This is a genomic window from Arachidicoccus sp. (genome assembly GCF_050436765.1).
Lineage (GTDB): Bacteria > Bacteroidota > Bacteroidia > Chitinophagales > Chitinophagaceae > Arachidicoccus.
In genome coordinates this window covers 1-19609 of record NZ_JBNQGD010000368.1, presented here as the reverse complement: position 1 = coordinate 19609, position 19609 = coordinate 1, and the positions used below count along the sequence as shown (strand labels likewise).

General features: G+C 40.7%; 12 protein-coding genes. All 12 read right to left on the bottom strand.

What is annotated here, in order from left to right; translation table 11 throughout:
- Window positions 1–23 precede the first annotated feature (23 nt).
- Complete coding sequence (locus ACQR30_RS15540) at window positions 24–449, bottom strand: L-rhamnose mutarotase (RefSeq protein WP_429736673.1); 426 nt, start codon at window positions 447–449, stop codon at window positions 24–26.
- A gap of 27 nt (window positions 450–476) precedes the next feature.
- Window positions 477–2033, bottom strand: a complete 1557-nt coding sequence (locus ACQR30_RS15535) for a sodium:solute symporter family transporter (protein WP_429736672.1) — start codon at window positions 2031–2033, stop codon at window positions 477–479.
- A gap of 14 nt (window positions 2034–2047) precedes the next feature.
- Window positions 2048–3220, bottom strand: a complete 1173-nt coding sequence (locus ACQR30_RS15530; protein ID WP_429736671.1) for an enolase C-terminal domain-like protein — start codon at window positions 3218–3220, stop codon at window positions 2048–2050.
- Window positions 3221–3238: 18 nt separating this feature from the next.
- Window positions 3239–4135 carry an aldo/keto reductase gene (locus ACQR30_RS15525; RefSeq protein WP_429736670.1) on the bottom strand — a complete coding sequence of 299 codons (897 nt, stop codon included), beginning with the start codon at window positions 4133–4135 and terminating at the stop codon, window positions 3239–3241.
- A gap of 852 nt (window positions 4136–4987) precedes the next feature.
- On the bottom strand, window positions 4988–6787 hold the full coding sequence (locus tag ACQR30_RS15520) for a TlpA family protein disulfide reductase (protein WP_429736669.1): 1800 nt from the start codon (window positions 6785–6787) through the stop codon (window positions 4988–4990).
- Between the two features lie 3 nt (window positions 6788–6790).
- Window positions 6791–8203 carry a TlpA family protein disulfide reductase gene (locus ACQR30_RS15515; RefSeq protein WP_429736668.1) on the bottom strand — a complete coding sequence of 471 codons (1413 nt, stop codon included), beginning with the start codon at window positions 8201–8203 and terminating at the stop codon, window positions 6791–6793.
- A 5-nt stretch (window positions 8204–8208) separates the two neighbouring features.
- Complete coding sequence (locus tag ACQR30_RS15510; RefSeq protein WP_429736667.1) at window positions 8209–10737, bottom strand: zinc-dependent metalloprotease; 2529 nt, start codon at window positions 10735–10737, stop codon at window positions 8209–8211.
- A gap of 19 nt (window positions 10738–10756) precedes the next feature.
- Entirely contained in the window at window positions 10757–13225 is a 2469-nt protein-coding gene (locus ACQR30_RS15505) for a zinc-dependent metalloprotease (protein WP_429736666.1), read from the bottom strand.
- A gap of 218 nt (window positions 13226–13443) precedes the next feature.
- Entirely contained in the window at window positions 13444–15090 is a 1647-nt protein-coding gene (locus tag ACQR30_RS15500; RefSeq protein ID WP_429736665.1) for a PKD-like family lipoprotein, read from the bottom strand.
- 24 nt (window positions 15091–15114) lie between these two features.
- The gene (locus tag ACQR30_RS15495) at window positions 15115–15891 is read right to left on the bottom strand and encodes a DUF4843 domain-containing protein (RefSeq protein ID WP_429736664.1); all 777 of its coding nucleotides are present in this window, start codon (window positions 15889–15891) and stop codon (window positions 15115–15117) included.
- A 22-nt stretch (window positions 15892–15913) separates the two neighbouring features.
- On the bottom strand, window positions 15914–17422 hold the full coding sequence (locus ACQR30_RS15490) for a RagB/SusD family nutrient uptake outer membrane protein (protein ID WP_429736663.1): 1509 nt from the start codon (window positions 17420–17422) through the stop codon (window positions 15914–15916).
- A gap of 10 nt (window positions 17423–17432) precedes the next feature.
- Window positions 17433–19609: TonB-dependent receptor domain-containing protein (locus ACQR30_RS15485; protein ID WP_429736662.1), on the bottom strand; the 2177-nt coding region annotated here is incomplete at its 5' end.

Genomic DNA, 19609 nt, shown 5'->3' with positions numbered 1-19609 from the left:
CGCATGGTATCGGGTCATCTTTATCAATTGCTGAAGATATAATAAGGCTGCGCTTCCACCCAGGTCTGTCCCGCGGAAGTGCCGGCAACACCTACCTGATACTTACTCATCATCTTATTCCACTCTGCGCAACGAGGGCTATAGGCCTCCGCGATTTCGCTCATTTTATGTAAATCCGCACCTTCAGGCACCGTTACAACCATGACCACCAGATAATTATAGCGATAGATGGCTATTTTTTTATAGCCCGCTCTCTTACAGCCAGCTTCCACTTCAGGCCATACATGTTGATGATAAGCCAAATACTCTTTCAGCTTGGAAGAATCAGGCACAATATTTACCACAAAAACTTTTTCTATTAATTTTTGCTTTTTATTTTCTTTACAGCCTGTGAGTACAGACAGAAAAGCGACGCTTAAGATCAAAGAAGTTACAAAAAATTTTGTCATAAAATTCCTTATTTAAGATTGACTCAATTATTTAAAAATGAGATAAATAATGCCCATCAATAAAGCCACCAGTGCCCATCTGATCCAAACGGATCTAGCGTTGTGTCCAAACTTTTTATTTGTTTCCACTAGTGATGGCAGTGCCGTGTTGGACTTCGCTTTCGTGAACAAAGAAATGATAACAATTACAATACTTAGACCAGCAAAAATGTAAAATGACAACATTAGAAAATGTGGCCAAAAGCCTTCGTAGGGAAAATTTAGCACGAAACATGCGCCAATTATTAAACAGACCAGACCGCCGCCATACAACACCACTTCTGCAGCAAGACTACTGACTCTCTTCCACATTATTCCAGCCAAAAAGACAACAGACAACGGCGGAGCTAAAATAGAAAGTAGCCCCTGCGTCAGTTCAAAAAAGCCCTTACCGGAATGTGAAAATAATAGGGCAATTAATACCGCTAAAACAGCGGCAACAACCGTAATCCATTTTCCCATTTTTCTCTGTTGTACATCGTCCATTTTCTTAAACTGTGCCACCACATCAAGAGTAAATACGGTACTAAACGAATTTAAGCCGGACGAAACAGTATCTATCAATGCGGCTATTAAGGCAGCAATACACAAGCCCAATAAACCATGAGGCATAAGATGTTTTATCAAAGTAATATAGGCGTTATCCGGTTGAGCCGTATCTTTAAATAATACGTAGCACATGATACCCGGAAAAATAAATATCAGCGGCATAATGATCTTTAGTACGGCGAGAAATATTGTCCCCAACTGACCTTCCTTGATATTTTTTGCGGCAAGCACTTTCTGAACAATGGTTTGATCTGCGCACCAGTAATAAATCGCGACCACAGGGTAGCCTAATATAATGGCTATCCATGAATATTGCGGATCTGATGCAGGTCGAAACAAACGCCAATAATTTTCCGGAGTAGCGTGTATTAACTTACCTATACCCCCTATTTTATGAATACCCAAACAAGTGAGTGCGATAGAAGAAACGATAATAATAATGGATTGAAAAATGCCGGTTCTTACCACCGCTTTCAATCCACCGATTGCGGTAAAACTTGTTGCGATAATCGCAATAATAATGATGGCCCGCATTAGCGGCCAATTAAATATCTCCGAAATCAATAGTCCACCCGCATATAATGCACTTCCCAACCATATTATCAAAATAGAAATTAAGCTATATACGATCAAAAAATTATAGGAGCGTTTTCCAAAACGCAATTGCAAAAATTGCGGCATCGTACTTATCTTGGTCGAGATATAATGCGGTAAAAAAAACATGGACAAAAGCAATAAGAAGACCCAGGCCAGCCATTCAAAATTACTCCCCACTACTCCTTGCGAAAAGCCAATACCAGCGAAGCCTATCAGCATCATAGGGCCCGCATTCGCGCTAAACAAAGAAAATCCTATTTGCCACCAACTTAGAGATCTGTTCCCTAAGAAGATGTCTACATCAGATGTTTTCTTATTCAAATAAAAGCCGATAAAAAACAAGCCTATGACATATAGCAAGAGCACTATATAATCAACAGGAGCAAGAGATATATCCATGAGTGTATACTTATTTATATAGAAACAGAAGGTTTATATTTAGGGACGTTGCGTTTCTCCCACACCATTTGAGCAGTAATTAGATTTTCACGATGACAATAATCCCAATTTATTCTTACAGGAAGACCGGCTATTTCAGGCAAAAAGAATTTTCCTTCTTTCCAGCTCGGATAGTGTAAAAAATATTTCTCCAATCCATGCATTAAAGAATATAAGTATTCTACATAATAACCCTCCGGACCCGATGCAACAAGAAAAGAGGTGTATAACGAATATCCGCCGGAAGAAAAAGAGATTCCATTTCTTTGTGCTAAATCTTTGACTTCCATCCATTCTTTAACCCCTCCTATCTGCGTAGGCACTGGCTGCAAATGTCGTACGCCGCTATTTACCAAGGTAGGGAAAATTTTTGAGGTACGTTCTGATTCTCCATAAGCAATCGTCACATTGGTTCTTTTACAAAGCGCTTCAATCTGTTCATAACTTGCCGAATGGATGGGCTCTTCAAACCAATGAAGATTATCCTCTCCAACGGCATCCAGGAAGCGCAAAGCATCATTGCATGACCAAATTTGGTTCGCATCTACAGCAAGTTTTATGTCTTTGCCCAATAACTGCTTTACAAACTTTACCCGCTCAATATCTTCATTCATTTTTGTTCCAAAATCTTTCCCCACCTTCATTTTATAACACCTTGCACCAGCTTTTGTAAAGACAGCTATTTCTTCTTCAAGTTGCTGATAAGAGTAATTAACGCCGCCGCCGCTTCCATACATTTCCACTTCACTTCTACCTGCTTCAATATAGTTATACAAGGGCATATTTCTACGCCTTGCAGCCAAATCATACAAGGCAAGATCTACCTGTCCTAATAAAGCAGAAGCAGGGCCTTTAAATCCTTCATTTCTAATCGACCAATATAGTTTCGGATAAATTTCTTTATAGGAAATATTATGGCTATGAAATAAAATGGGGAATAGAGAAGATTCTAAAATATTGGTATAGGTCTGGAATATCGGGGCCTCGCCGATATTGCCGTTTTCATCTTCAATGGTGATAATTGAAATGCCATAAGTCGCAAAGGGTCCCATTGTTGCATCCTGGAAGGGCGTGACAGTTTTAACGGGTTGCAATGACCTAATGCGTATACGAACAATATTAAATATTTCGCTATCTATCCGACACATAGTATATTATTAATTTTATTATAAACAGTTGACGACTCTATCGTAAATTTCCTTTTCAAGTGGACCACGAACAATATTCTCTAAACAGTTGTTAAACTCTTGTTGGTTAGAGGGACCTAAGATTATTTTAAATTCATATGGAATGCACTGTAAGAATCTAAGTGCTAAAGAGGGTAAGGAGAGTTGATAGTCATCCGCGATGTCTTTGAGGGCAATTGCCTTTTTAATAAGGTCTTCTGCTATCCAATCGGGTCGACTTTGGGTAAACGCTTCAAAGCGGCTTCCGAGTAATCCCATATGCAAAGGACTAGCCGCCCAGTAATTAATTCCTTTGTTTATACAATCAGGCAATGTTGTATCCAATGCATCTATACAACATCCGTCAAGACGGTTGTACTCCATCAATATGTCAAAGACCCCCGCATCGATGTATTTCTTGAAGGAAGGATGGTTCCCACCGAGTCCTATTTTCCTGGCAAAACCTTGCGCTCTGAATTCAATCATTTGTTCTACCGCTTGCTCAGCTTGCGCTACGGGAATAGCGTCAGGTTCATGGAGGAATAAGACATCTATATGAGGAACGCCCAAAACTTCGAGACTGCTGTGTAAACTTTCGCGCATTCCGCCGGCAGAATAATCATAAATACCTTTATCAGAAGAATAGCTTTTTAAGCGCCCAACCTTGGTACTTATTTGCGGAGCAGCCCCTTTCCATTGCTGTAAAGCTTTCCCGACCAAAAATTCCGCTTCTCCATAAGCCGGTGCCGTATCAATAGCCACAAATCCGGATTCAAGCGCTCTAAGAATAGTGTTTATAGACTCCTTTTGGTCAATATTACCCCAAACCCCACCCAGGCCAGCTGTGCCCAAAATATGCTTTTGTAAAATAACTTCTGCATCTTCTCCGTCCTTCATGACTTTCAATTTATTCTTTCAAGTAAAATTATTTCATTTTACCCTACCATTCCGTTGCTATTTTGCTTATTTCAGATGCTATTTTGCCTTATCATTCATTCAAACCAGCGCTTTAATGCATTGCTCAGGGGATAATTATATATATGTTAAAGAAAATACAACAACGGATCATCAAAACATTGCCATTCAGGTAATTAGCCGGAGATTTGTTTTAACTATTGACTGACCCTATAGCAGCAGGATTTACCCTCTTTATATCAGCAAGGAGGCATCCTTTTTTCAAAGCAAAGAGGCCATAGAGGCCATAGAGATTTAGGAGGTCCTTGCAGTTCACTTCATTCGGGGGCGAAGTTGTATATACAGCGGAGAAAAGAAAGCGGCCTTTTGACGACAGCCTGCCAACGACAGTTTACTGTGGCCGTCGGCTGACATAGCATGCGCTTTCAAGCATTGACTAATATATTCAGTACCGCATTAGAGATGAGCGTTATACGACTTATTACCACGGGTAATTGCAGGCGTATGGCCCTTCTTAATTTGTGTTAGTTTTATTAACTTTTTATCCATTATGCAGAGAAAATAAGGGGCATAGGAGTGCCTTATCTAAAGGTGGACAATAGATGCCCGCGGTTGTAAGGCCGGGATTGCTTTAATAATAGGGCCCCCAGTCCCTATATAACCTCGATCAGGTTGCAGGAGGCGTATAGCGGTACCGATAGGCCGGTGCTTTTTTAGTGACAAAAGCGGGGCATATCCAAATGACACAAGGATATCCGTCGTGGCGCAGATGACCGGATGCATTTATCTTTATTTAATATAATTTCTCACGCCAAAACAAATAAAACCTCTTTATCAATCACCGACAGAGGAAGCATTCTTCTTTGCTAACGCTTTATCTAAATATCTTTCTAATTCTTCCTTCGCTTCAGGCTTGGGACAGCGAATTTCTATCCATTTTCCACCTTTATCTATCAACAAGAATCTGGGAATGGCAGTTATCCCATATTTGCGCCCAAAGGTCTTACCAAAATCATCTAAGAGTTGCACACCGGGCAATTTTTCCGCTCCGATAAATTTCGCCCATTTTGGCCGGTCAGCAAGCTTATCAAGTGAAATACCTACAAAAACGATGTTTTTATTATTTTTATAATGCGCTTCGATTTCTTTCATAAATGGAATCTGTGCTTTGCATGGTCCGCACCATGTGGCCCACACATCTATAAATATTACTTTGCCTCTAAAATCTTTCATCGACACCATTCGCCCTTCGGTATCCGGCAGTGAGAAATCATAAGATGATTTTCCTATAAAAGCGGTGTCGCCTATAAAACTTTTGTATACCTGCAGGTATTTTTTTCTTACCTGTGGAAGATTGGTATATTTCTCAAAGGGTTGATAGATCGCTTTGAATTCACTAAGATTGGCCACTTCATTTGTTTCCAACTGATCTTGCAAAAAGATTGATTTTACCGTGTCATTGGCGATGGCATCCATCATAATTTTCAACTTATCTTCTCTCCACAGCTTCATTTTTTCACGCTCAGCCATGAAAGCAAAATTCAATTGTTGATATAGATTTATGAACCTCATCGCTTCCCCTATCTTCAATATTTGTACGTCACTAAATTTTCCTTTCTCAATAAAACGCTTGTAGAAAGCAGGTGGGTTGCTGATACTATTGTAAGAAGAAACAAACCCGTTGTTTCTTCTGGCGCAAAGACGCGAAAGCAGATACAACGGAGCGAACTGATTGTCTAGATCAATACTTACATCAAATAATTTATTAAATTGAGCATCTGAAGTTGTACTGGTCGCCTTAAAGGCAGCTATTGCCGGCTGCAACTTCTGATAAGTTGAAAGATATTTTCCCAGATCGAGGCTGTCATTTTGAAATACACTTCTATTGTATCCATAATCAATAATAGGCCATGACAGTTTCTCCCATTTTTCCATTAACCGATTTTCTTCTGATCCATTGACAACATCATACTCACCCGTAAAAGCATTTATTTTTAACCCCAGCTTATCTGCAGGTTTTAAGTAAATCCGGCACCGAAATCGCAGGGAGGATATATAATAAAAACTCCCGGTTTTTACAAAGGCGACTAATTGAAATTTTTTGTTCGATTTAAAAGTATTATAACTTGCGACAGGAATCAATTGACCATCTGTTACTTTCTCAAGACTGATGGCACCGCCGCCAAATTTCGCATTCACCAGATCACCACTAATAATACTCATAGTGGGGCAATGAACGCCGGCTTTTAATTCCACCCCATTGTTTTTTACGCCATCCAGTAAAGACGGGGTAATCTTTATGGAAAGATGCTGACCCGCTTCTAATCTGAGTGGGAACTTAAATCTTTTATCCATTTCCAAATGCCTGTTGCCCTGTTTCATCCGGGTAATCAATAATTGGTAGTTGACATTCTTTTCAACCGGAATTGCAAACGCAAAATCAGGACTCGGCGCAAAGACTTTATACACCGCCAACGCTTCTGTTTTATTGTTTACGGTTTTATAAATTGTAAGTTCCACATTCACATGCTCCGAAACAGTTCCCGTTATCAGTGTGGTTGCCGGTTGCCCCTTTATAAAAGCGGCAGACAGAAGCAGCAACATCAGCATTAAAATAAAACGACTGTATTTCATAGATCAATTTCCTTTTAGTGTTTGCTCAATAAGTGTACGAAATCCATCAGCTGAGGGCCTGGGTGCATCCACGCTTACAATTTTCCCTTCCTTATCGAAAATCATAAACCTGGGGATACCTTCGATATGATAATATTTCATCAGGGACTGATCATACTCTGAAAGCAGTTCAATTCCATTCCATCCCTTTTTCACAATAAATGCTCTCCAAGCATCTTTTTTCACATTCCCGTCAACAGATATACTGACAAAAACAATCTTCTTATTATTTTTAAAATCCTCTTCCGTTTTCCGGAAATATGGTTTTTCTTTAAGACAGGGTGCGCACCACATGGCCCACATATCCAATACAACCACTTTCCCTTTAAAATCAGAAAGTGAAACCATTTTACTATTTCTATCGCGCAATGAAAAATTATAAGCTTGTGTCCCCCTGGAAAAAGGCAGCAGTTCTTCTTTTTTCTTTTCATACGCCTGCTTCATTTCAGCCTGAAAAAAATATTTTTCAAAAGGAACAATCTCCTTTTCAAACGCTTCATAACTTACAACGCCATACATATAATCAATTACCATTGCACCTTTCAGCGTATCGTTGCCCACCATGGATATATCCGTTAAAAGAGCATCTTTTGTATCTCCGGTTTTAAAAAACCTGTTTAAAGAGGTGTAATACTTTAGTAACGCCATGCCATGATCCGTGTTTAGAAGTAGGGCATCATCATATTTCCCTTCCTTCACAAGAGGCAAATAAAAACCACGGTGCGACTTAACCGTATCATAGCCCGAGTTCATTCGGTCGTTGAAATAAAAGAAAGCTGCAGCCCTTGCAAAATCCATATCCACATCTATCTTTTCTTTAAAAAGCGTATTAAAATAGCTATTAGAAGTTCGTGCAGATTTTTTGAATGCCGCGACTGTTGATTGAAGTTCTGCATAGGCTGAAAAGAAATCATTTCTTTTCACCGCCATGGGGCCGTCTTTACATGTAGTATTGAACCAATTCACCCATTGCTGTAGCAGTTTAGTTTCCTGATTTTCGAATTTTATTTTGCAACTATCATAATCGAGAGAAATATTATTCGAATACAGTCGCAATTGCATCTTATCGCCCGGTTTTATATAAATTACATTTTTGAAATTTCCCGGATGAGCGGAACTCTTGGCAATAAAGAAAATCGCTTCTTTCTCTAACGGAAACTCAAATTTAAATCCGCCATCTTCTTTAAGCCAGCGAAAGCCCAACCGGACAAGTGCTCCGTTTTTCACTTCATAAAGAGCTACGGACCGGGTATCATAGTTACAGACCCGGCCAAAAACAGTTGTAGGGAGAGGTGCGGCAGATAAGAACTTACAGCAAGCGATACATAGTATCAGTAACAGGAAACAATATTTATTGCTTATAAGCTGCTTCTTCATTTCATTTATTTAGTTGGTTTGACGAATCTTTGTGCTAATCCTTTTTTGATCCTCTGTACCAAATATTCCAGGTGTTCTTTTGAGTCTTCCTCTTTTGTGTTTGGAATAGCAATTTGAATCTCCTTGCTTAATTTTTCAAGGCTAAAGGAAAGTAAAGAAGAGATATCCGTGTTACTGGTAACGGGCATGGCTTCTTCTTGGGAGGCCCCAAAGAGTAGCGCAAGTCCGTGTGTAGAAAATTCAGCTTCCTTAATGGCCGCAAAAATTCTTGTTATGTATTCTTTCTGGAGATTGCGTCTGTAAATATCAATTGGCGCATTCGTTTTCAGCTCACTAAATATTCCGTCTTTTACATCCGAGATAAGTTCTTTAAGTGTATAAACGGTTCCACTGCCATCTCTTTGCGCCGTTAAACAAAGGCTATTCAATACGCGGTCAGACAATAACTGGTTGAGCACCATATTCTGTATGCCCGCCAGCCCGGAAAGCCTTAACGGATTACTGATCTTATTTAAAATTGAATTATTCATTAACCAAGGCTGCGTTGTAAATACTTCTTTATTTAAAAAGGCAACAGCGGCTTGTTGTTTTGCTTTTTCAACGGGGAAATACACATCGCCTGGCTGTTCCACCGATTTTGTCTGCACACACACACTTCCTACATTCATCGCAACCTGGTAAGCATAACGTTGGTATTGGTTCAGCAACTGCCGATACATATCCAGCAAGTTGGTATAGGTATCGTTATCCTGCTTTGTCCAATCATTCAGGTGGCTCATTACAATCTTCAGGTTCTTAATGCCATAGCTATTCGCCTCCATGCTATTGTCGCCAAGATCTTCTGTTTGGCAACGGGCATCAAAATTCCGCCCTTCTCCACCAAACCACAGTTTTTTATCCGCATTTAAACTATCCAGCAAAAGCTTTTCTGATTGCCTGGTATCTTGCTGTAAATCGGGCGATCCATAATACTTGTATCCCCATTGGATGGCCCATTTATCATATATACCAATACGTGGCATGATGCCCTTTTCCGAGATACTATCCTGCGGCTGGGCTACATAATTGAAGCGGGCATAATCCATAATAGATACGGTATGTCCATTTGCTTCCACCCATTTTTTATCCCTTAACTTTGCTACCGGCGTCAAACTGCTACTGCCCATATTGTGTCGTAAGCCAAGCGTATGTCCGATTTCATGGGATACAGCAAAACGGATAAGCGACCCCATCAGTTTAACGCTAAATTTCATTGATCTTGCGGCGGAATCAATAGGGGACGCCTGTATAAAATACCAGTCATGTAATAACTTCATGATGTTATGGTTCCAGCCAACATAGCTTTGCAATATTTCCCCGCTCCTTGGATCATGAACATTAAAGCCATAAGCATTGGCCGTTTCAGAAGGTAAATAGCGCACCACCTTATAGCGTGCATCTTCAAGACTCATGGTCGTGTCATTTTCCGGCCATTCTTTACCAACAATCGCATTTTTAAATCCTGCTTGCTCAAAAGCCGGATTCCAATCATTGATGGCAGCAATTATATAGGGCCTCCATTGTTTTGGCGTAGCGGGATCAACATAATATACAATGGGTTTTTTCGGCTCTACCAGCTCCCCCCTTTTATATTTCTCAAGATCTTCCGGCTTGGGTTCCAGTCGGCAGCGAACGATAAAACTATTGTCTTCTTCTTTGTACTGATCATCACCGTACACTTTGTACCCATCACCAAAATATCCTACTCTCAGGTCAAGCTTTCTTGGTGTCATCGGTATTTTCGGCATTAACAATATGGATGTACTCAGTTCCAAAGTCACGACACCCGCCTGTGTTGCAGCCTCCATCGGAGCAGGTGGCGTCCCGGCGCCGGCAACGGTAATTGGCGTCCCGCTTGCGCCATATGTCCTAGTGGTTCTTATCTCCACATTGACAGGATACGCGTGCATAGCTTTGATAAAAGTCCTGTCTGCCATGAGCCCCGTGAGACCCAGCATTTTCTTAATGCCAACATCTAATCCAGAGAAAGCGTTATCTTTCATAAATAGATCCGTAACGTCTATTATGGAACTGTTATTACTTTTCCCTCTTGCTTTCAAATCAAAAACCATAGCAATTGGATCCACATTGGCGTTGCTAACTGCTTTTGAAATCATATTCATGGAATCTGCGGCATTGACAAGGGTAATCAAACGCATAAATATCTTACCTGTCGTTCCCTTCTCAAATGAAATAACCTGCTGATTCAAAAACTCTCCCCCATATTTTGGGCTACCGCCCGGCGTTTTTGTCAACCAGTTTGTTAACAGTAGCTCTCTATGTAAAATAGAATCAGGAATTTCAAAAAAATATTTGTCGCCCACTTTGTGAATGGTAAACAGTCCGGGTTTGCTGATAGCAGATGCAGGAATTATCACGGCATAAGGCTTTACGGATGATGTCAACGCAGGTTGGGCCTTTCTAATAATTGGCTTTTGTGCTGTGCCCGCTAAAGCCATCCAGCAGAAAGAAAATAGCATTACGATCTTTTTCATTTTTGTTTACTTCTTGAGTTTAATCATTAATGTTTGTATTCAATATGTGGTCGATTTTATCAACAACATATCTCAGATGCGCCCGACTCAGATCGTCTTTATAAAACGGGATAGCCGCCAATGATTTTTTCCTAATATTTTTCAACGCTGATATAAGAGCAACAGGAATATCGGTATTGGCAAAGTCGATACCTCCTTTAGCCACCGGCTTATCGGCAATAGCCAACAATAAGGCGCTAAACTCAATTTCCCTTTTCTGAAGAAAGCGACGATAGGAATCAATGGGTGTATGCGTATTTAACTCCCTCCACAAATCCTTATTCAAATCACTGAGCATTTCTTTTACACTATAAGCCTCACTGCCAAAACGCATCCGTTGCATCTCCATTCTGTAAAGTCGGCTGGTAGATAATAAGGAGGTCAAGGCAATGTCCTGTAGCTTTTGTGGCAATTCTGCCCTTACCGGCTTCCTAAATTTGTTCAAGGTGCTTTTATCAAAAAGCCAGCTCGGCGTTTCGAATACCTCTTTATTTAAAAAGGCAATGGCATCTCTTTGGCGTTGCTTCGGCACTAAACTATATACATCGCCAGGCTGCTCAACACTTTTAATATTCCCGTATGCCCCCCCTATATTGGCCAGAACATTATCGAAATAACTTTGATACTGTCCGCATAATTCATCATACATATCCGCCGCATTATCATAGGTATCATTATCTTCCCGAGTCCATTTAAGCAGATGATTCATTACAACCTTTAAATTCTTAATGCCATATTCACTCGCTTTCATGCTGTTGTCGCCAAGATCCTCGGTTTGCACGCGTGGATCTATAGGGTCAGCAAGGTTGCTGCTTGAACCCCCAAACCAAAGACGGGGATCCGCCTTCAGGCTATCAAGTATCAATTTGGCCTCTAACTTTTTATCCTCTTCTTCGTTCACGCCTGTATAACGATAGCCCCATTGAATAGCCCATTTATCGTATATACCGATGCGCTGCATGATACCTTTTTCCGAAACACTGTCTTGCGGCTGTGCTACATAGTTGTAACGGGCGTAATCCATAATAGAGACGGTGTGTCCATTTGCTTCTACCCATTTTTTATCTCTTAATTTTTCCACCGGCGTTTCACTGCTGGCGCCCATATTGTGAAGCAGGCCCAAAGTATGACCAATTTCGTGCGATACAGCGCCACGAATTAATTGCCCCATCAAGTCATCACTAAACTTCATCGTTCTGGCCTTTGGATCGATTGCCGCAGCCTGCACAAAATACCAGTCATGCAGCTTTTTCATCAAGTTATAATACACACCCACATAGCTTTGAAGAATCTCTCCGCTGCGCGGATCATTTACATTAGAGCCATAAGCATTCTCTACTTCAGAGGGGAAAAAACGAACCACATTATAACGAGCATCCTCTATATCCATGGTCGTGTCATTGTCCGGCCACACTTTTCCGATGATCGCGTTTTTAAACCCAGCCTGTTCAAAAGCCACGTTCCAATCATTGACAGCGGCAATGATATAGGACCGCCATTGCTTCGGAGTAGCAGGATCAACATAATAAATGATAGGTTTTTGAGGTTCTACCAGTTCTCCTCTTTTATATTTTTCAAGGTCTTCTGGCTTGGGCTCCAGTCTATAACGAACAATAAAGTTCTTTTCCCCTACTTTTTGCTGATCGTCAGAAAATACTTTGTAGTTATCAGAAAAATAGCCAACACGCGGATCAAAATACCTTGCCTGCATAGGCTTCTGAGGCATCAACATAATAGAATTACTTAACTCCATCGTTACGCCAACGCCCGCACCTGCCGCGGAATTTGATTCTGATGCACCAAAGGAAACAGAAAAAGTTTTAATTGTTTTGGTCTCAATATTAATGGGGTAATCTTTGATGCGCTCAATATAAGACCTATCGGCAGCGGCACCCCCTAAACGCATTTTACTTTTTGAATCGGCACTAAAACCTGTGATAATATTATCTCTTTGAAATAAATCCGTTACATCGATAATACTGCTCTTATTTTCTTTACCCCGTGCTTTGATGGGAAAAACCATCGCGATTGGATCTACCGTCGCGTTTCTTACTGCTCTGGCTATCACGTCAGAAGAATCAGCTATGGCAACAAGTGTAATGACCTTCAATAACAAGGTATTTTTTTCAATGCCGCTTTCAAAGGCAATAGTTTTTGAATTGACTATTTCACCGCCATATTTCGGACTTCCGGCCGGAACTTTGGACAAGCGGGTAGTAGACAGCAGCTCTTTGCCTAAGAGCGTATCAGGGATTTCAAAATAATATTTCTCGCCTACCTTATGCACACCAAATAGGCCGTTACTGCTAATAGCATCAGGGGTAACTATTTCAGCATATGATTTTATTTTCAAATCTTCCGGCTTTTTAGCTAAAGCAGTATCCTGTCCAATTGCAGAACCTCCCATTAACAACAGTAGCGCAGCAAGTATAACGTTCTTTAAATTCATACAACGTGGTTTTAAAAAATGAAGTTTTATTTCTGCAATAAAATTATCTTTAAATAATAGAGGATATCAGACACATTGTATCAATGGTCAAAAGCATTTGACCAATACCTCCATCCCAATGACGACTTTTGTAGGGGACCCACGCCACCAATAAAATGACAACGCCTGCTTTGTTTATTCAAAGCAGGCGTTAGATAATAAAAATGAAAACTAAATTATCAGAGTCCCAGACCTTTCTTAAATACGATATCCGTTATTTCATCAAAGCCTGTATACACAGCCGCCGGCGTCGCATTTATAGCACCCGTTTGGGCAAGATTAAGAAAGTAAACTTTATAACCGCCGTTACTTGCCGTCTCATCGGTCGCTACTACTAATACTTTGCTTTCTGTTGCAGGTTCCGCAACATAACCCGACTTAAAAATCTTCATCGCTTTTATAATTGTGCCAGTAGGAAAATGATAGCTTAATTCAGCAGTAGAAGTTGCCAGATCTCCCACTGTACATGCATAGATATCGCTACTGTTTACATAATAAAATACGCCCGGAGCACCCACAAAAGTAGGACAAGCGAACATTGTCGCACTATTGATACCAGGCATATTCACCTGCGAAAGAAAATGACGGCCTGAAGTAAAATTGTTACTATATGTCAATGCCGCATTGAATTGATACAACCAGGTAGAATCACCACTGTTATTTCTGAAAAAACAATCATAAGTCGTGGAACTGGAAAAGGGCTGTGCATTTTCCGCATACAGCAGGTTCAGACCAATATTATTCAAATCAAAACCCGAACCGCTAGATTGGTTCAGCGCCGCGGCCCCACCGCTATACGCGTTAAAATGGCTGTTGGCGACATCCGGCCTGTTAGTAGGAGTCAGGGTATTGGTTGACGCATTAAACAACAAGAAACATTTATTTGCCTGATCATATAACGTGAAATATTGTTCACTACCCGAATTATTCAAAACAAATGGGCTCAAGGTCCAGGTACCTATTATTGGTGCCCCAAATACAATCGGAGGTGTTTTAATGGATGACGCATTGACTTTTCGATAATATAGTTGATTATTGTTGATTTGGTATTCATATTGTCCGCCATTTATCTGTCCATTTAATTGCAGATGGTAGGTGGAAGGTGGTATCAAAAACCAACTTGAATTAGTACTAGAATCTCTAAAATCAGCAGAATTGACTTGTAGTCCACCATCAGGATAAAAGAAAGAGACTTTTTGTATATGTAAAGAAGGTGCATAATTAATCACATTTACCTTATTGGTTCCTGGTGGCAGTTTATGGCCGTTTGCTAATAAATAGACGTTTGAATAAACTGTCCCCGGAGTTGTTGCGTCGCGTGAGGTAATGACCGAAATATCGCAACCATTGCTAAGAGGTTGTTCCTGTAATACCAACCATCCCTCCCCGCCCCATGGAGATGTGTTTACGTTTAATTGATAAAATTTATAAAATGAAACGCCGGTATTTTTATCGGTTATTTTTACGACTAACTTATAGAGATTAGGCGGCAAAACAATCTTGGTCCTTAACTGTTGTGCATTCCCGACAACATATTGCCCGGGATTCCCAATGGTGCCGTCACTTTGAATGATCATCCACTCATAAGCAAGATCATTGGATGGTTTTGTTTGTGAAAGAAGGACATCCATTTTTAAGCTATCTTCCTGTTGGACCACAATGGAGTCGTTACGGTATACAACCAGCGAATCTACATTCGCAAAATCAGTCGTAATAGTGATGACATTCGCGGAATTGTAAGGATGATCTCCTAAGTCTTTTTTGCACGCAGAATACGCAAACGCAACGACCAACGAAACCATAACATATTGTAAATTCTTTTTCATCTTCATTTATCTTGAAATATTATTTTAATAATTCGCGGGTCCCACCCGTATCACATTATTATTTTCATCGGGGTCTCTCAAAGTGACGCCCACACCCAGCGGGGTTGAATAATTCCCGGGGTAATTTGTCCGGATATAATTTTTTACGACCTGTAGGTATTGCAGATAGTTGGCCGGGGGCGAAAACCTTGAATAAGGAAATTCCGTAACGGTCGTATCACTCAACGGATCATAAAGCGCGTCTAATATCAACTTATATTTTGTTCTCGTCCAGGTACCAAAGTTGGTAGAGTAGCCTGCCCATTGAAGCCCACTGAACTCGCCCCAGGTCGATGGTTTCTGAAGATAGCCAACCCGTACTTTCAAAGAGGCCATGGAGGTAATGCCCGATTCGAATTTATCATTTGCTTTCAGCTGTAAAATAAATGTCTCTGTAATGCTATCCATAGCACCCGTTCTATAGATGACAACGGGTATTACGGTAGAAACCTGACCAGCAGGCATCTTATAAGGGGGTAATAATTTGTAATCAACCCCTTGCTTTGCATTTACATCGGAATCTGATATTGTTTCCACATTTATCTCTCTGTCAAAACCGGCCGTATCACCCAACACGACAACCGGTATTTCCAAAGTATCCGTCAATCGATTTGGATGTTTAGCAAACGTATAAGACAGGCTATCTCCCGCGTTAAAATAAATACCATCTGGATTAGTAAAAAGCGTTGGAACAATCTTTTTACAACTACTCAACGCAGCGATGGATGCCAATAATATAATATAAATATTTTGTTTTTTCATGGTCTATTTTAATCTTATTATTTTATTCATGATTATATTCATTTTCATTATCCGGTATGGGAAAAACATAAACATTTGCCGGTATGATTGCCGTTGTTGAAGTTACCTGTCCCAGGTCTTTATTCAATCGTTTATAATAAAAGAATGTTTGTCCTTCCTGAATAAACTCCTTTTGATACTCCTTCATAATTTCCGTTGATAAGCTATCTGTGCTACCGATGCCACCGGCCCCTAGTGCGGTAAGACCACGAGCCTGTCGCACCCTATTCAACATGTCGACAGCATCTGCAATATCGTTTCTGTCATTGGCACACTCGGCCGCGATATAATACATCTCAGAAACACGAATCACCGGTACAACACCTTGCAATACATACGGCAGGTTGGCGTCTTGAAAGAATTTCGAGGGAACCTCTGTCCTGGTCTGGTTATTGTCAAACCAAGAGCGATAACGATAATCATCGGAGCTTCCACTACCGGTTGTATAAATTAAATTTTTACCGGCAGGCGACAAACGCAAAGGAACGCCACTTGATTTATCAAAAAGGTCTGCATTATAATTTTTTATATTGCTTGAATATACAGAGAAGAGCTGCTCCTGAGAAAAAGTACGGTCTCGTATAATATTTGCGGCAGCGGCAACATTCGAAGTAATCAAAGGAAATTTATCGCTTCCGATAACCGCCTTCGCGTATTTATCCGCATTGTCAATATCGTTAATATATAAATAGACCCTTGCTAATAAGCCTTCCACAGCCCAATAATTTAAATGATTCTGGGTGTAAGAAAGAAACGGGTCGTTAACTGCTTTTAAAACCGCGCTTGTATCCGTAGAAGAAAGTAAATCTTTAGCCGTTAACAGATCCGCGATACAGGAGTCAACAACTGTTTTTAAACTACTAAACTGGGTAGATTTAACCGTAAATTGTGTAACATAAGGTATAGCATTGGCATCCATGCCGGTTAAAGGGGGTTGTCCAAACAGCCGGGCAAGATCGAAATGAAACAAGGCCCTAAGTGCGATTGCCTCACCTTTTACCAGGTTATAACTATTACCCGTAAACACGCCCCGCTTACTATCTATCTCTTTTAAAATATTATTCAGATTGGCAATATTATTATACATGCCACCCCAGATGCCCGCTATTTCCTGTTTCACCTGCGCGTCGCCGTAGGAATAATAAGCCACATTATTGTAAAAAGCGCCGCCGGTCCCCGCATTGGCGAGTGTCGCGTCGTCATAATTCCATGCCATGGTAGATAACATACCCAGGGAAAGATCGGTGGTGTACAAACCATAATTTGCACCATTGGATGATTTGTCCATCGCGATATACACGCCGATTAAAGCATCTTTAAATCCTTGTTCATCTTTAAGAAGTATGGACTGCGGAACCTTATCTTTAGGCGGAGCATCAAGGAATTTTTTACACCCCGATACAAACAAAGCGACAGCCATAATCAAAAATCCTTTGCGGCAAATATTTTGCGCAGTTGCAAACTGATGGCTATTCTTAAAATTATCGTTCATAACTTCTTTTTTAAAAGGTGGTTGACAATCCAAAACTAAAACTGCGTGCAAAAGGATAGGAAGTCCCTCTTTCTGTTTTTATCGTTGCAATTCTCAATACATCATTTTGTGTAATAAATAGCCTGGGCGCAGATAGTCTCATTTTTCTTACCCATTTCAAATTGGAAGGGAAAGTATAGCCAACAGTAACACTGGCCGCATTAATAAAATTATCATTTTCTACAAAGCGGGATGTGGCATTGGTAAGTTGTAACCCCGATGCACCGTTTGCCACCAGCGACTTAAATGGAACAATGTCTCCCGGCTGCTTCCATCTTTCACTCAGCACTCTTTGGTCGGCATTACCCGTAAGCAAATTCACATTTTCTATTTTTTCAACCAAGGTTTGATTGTACATCTGTCCACCAAACTGATAAATCAAATTAAAATTGAATGTTATTCCCTTGTAATTGAAATTGGAGCCGAACATCCCTTTTAGTTTGGCGGATGCGTCACCTACCGGAACTTTATCATTTGGATCCCAGACAAATGTCTTGCTGCCATCCAGTTTTACAAATACTTCCTTACCTGTGGCAGGATCAATGCCCAATGACTTCACCGCCCATATCCTGCTCATCGACTGCCCGACCTCAAATCTTGGCCAAGGAGCCGTCTGGTCAATTGTGCGGCTATTATTCGCATCGTTCAATGCTTGTATCGCCGCAGAAAGTCTGGTAATAATATTCTTGTAATGTCCAGCATTGAATGTGAGGGTCCAGAAGATGTTTTTCTTGCGGTTCTGTATAATGGCAGAAGAAATTGACAGCTCATAACCTGTATTCCTGGTAGCGCCTAAATTGTCCTGATAGGTTGAAAAGCCCGTGGACGGCGCCACATCCAACGGCAAAATGAGGTTGTTGGTAATTTCTGAGTAATAATCATAACTAACATTTAATTTTCCATTGAATAATCCGGCTGTTGCGCCAATATTATTCTTGAGCGTTTGTTGCCATTTTAAATCCGGATTAGCATACCCCTGTAGCGTGGCCCCAAGTTGAAGCCTGTAATTGTTAAATAAGTTATACTGAAAGGATGGTTGAGACAAGTTCGCCGCAAAATTCTGGTTGCCGGTAACGCCAGTCGTCAGCCTTATGCGCAATTGCTGTATAAAATCGTTCTTTTTAAAGAATTTTTCTTTATCAACATTCCAGGCAAGACCACCGGCATAGAAAGGCGCCAGCCTATTATTAGAACCAAACTGCGAAGAGCCGCTGGCGTTGGCTGTAACTTCTGCAGTGTATCGATCGGCATAATTATAGCTTACACTTAGATAAGATGACAAACTCCGCGTTATATTGATTAATGAATTAGGTTTTAAACTTAGGCCATATCCATTTGCCATTCCTAACTCACCCAGATAGTCATTGGGAATGCCAGAAACATCAATGGTGGTCGATCTGCTATTGGTGCTTTGCGCCTCTGCTCCAACAGATGCCATGATCATATGCTTTCCGATTCTCTTATTGTAATCCGCATTGACGCGCGCATCGATTGCGATATTTTTACCGCGCGCTTGTGTATAAGAACCCAACTGAGTGAAGGAAGGCAACGCGATATTTACAAAAATGGTGTGATCAGCAGGATAGAACTGTTCTGCCCCGGGAAGATTATTTGAAAAACTGATGGCCGTCCTTAGGCGCAACTGCTGATTTATGGTCCAATCAAAACTTGTATTATTGGTAAAGGAGGTGTAAAAAGTGTAATCTTTTGTAGCAAGGGTAGCATTATAAGCCGCATTGGTAAATATTCCCCCCGGTGCAGGGACCGCTATACCTAGAATGGAATTGTTAGGCTCAAATATTTTTACAACATTCCCCACCGAGTCATAAGGTTTGAAGAAAGGAAACTGGTTGGCGTATTGGCTGAAACTTCCCCAGGGTGTATTATTTCCACGGGCATAATTAACACTCGTATTATTTGAAAAACGAATTTTCGGGGAAATATAAGACAGGATATAATTGAGTCCATATGTATTGCGCCCCGACCCCTTCATTACACCAACACTATTATTATAATTCAAACCAATCGAATAGCGAATTGATCTTGCTCCCCCGCTTATGGATAAACTATGATTGTCACCTATGCCTGTGCGTGTTGGTATCGAAAGCCAATTGGTATTCACCCCGCTTTGAGCCTGGTATAGCCGGT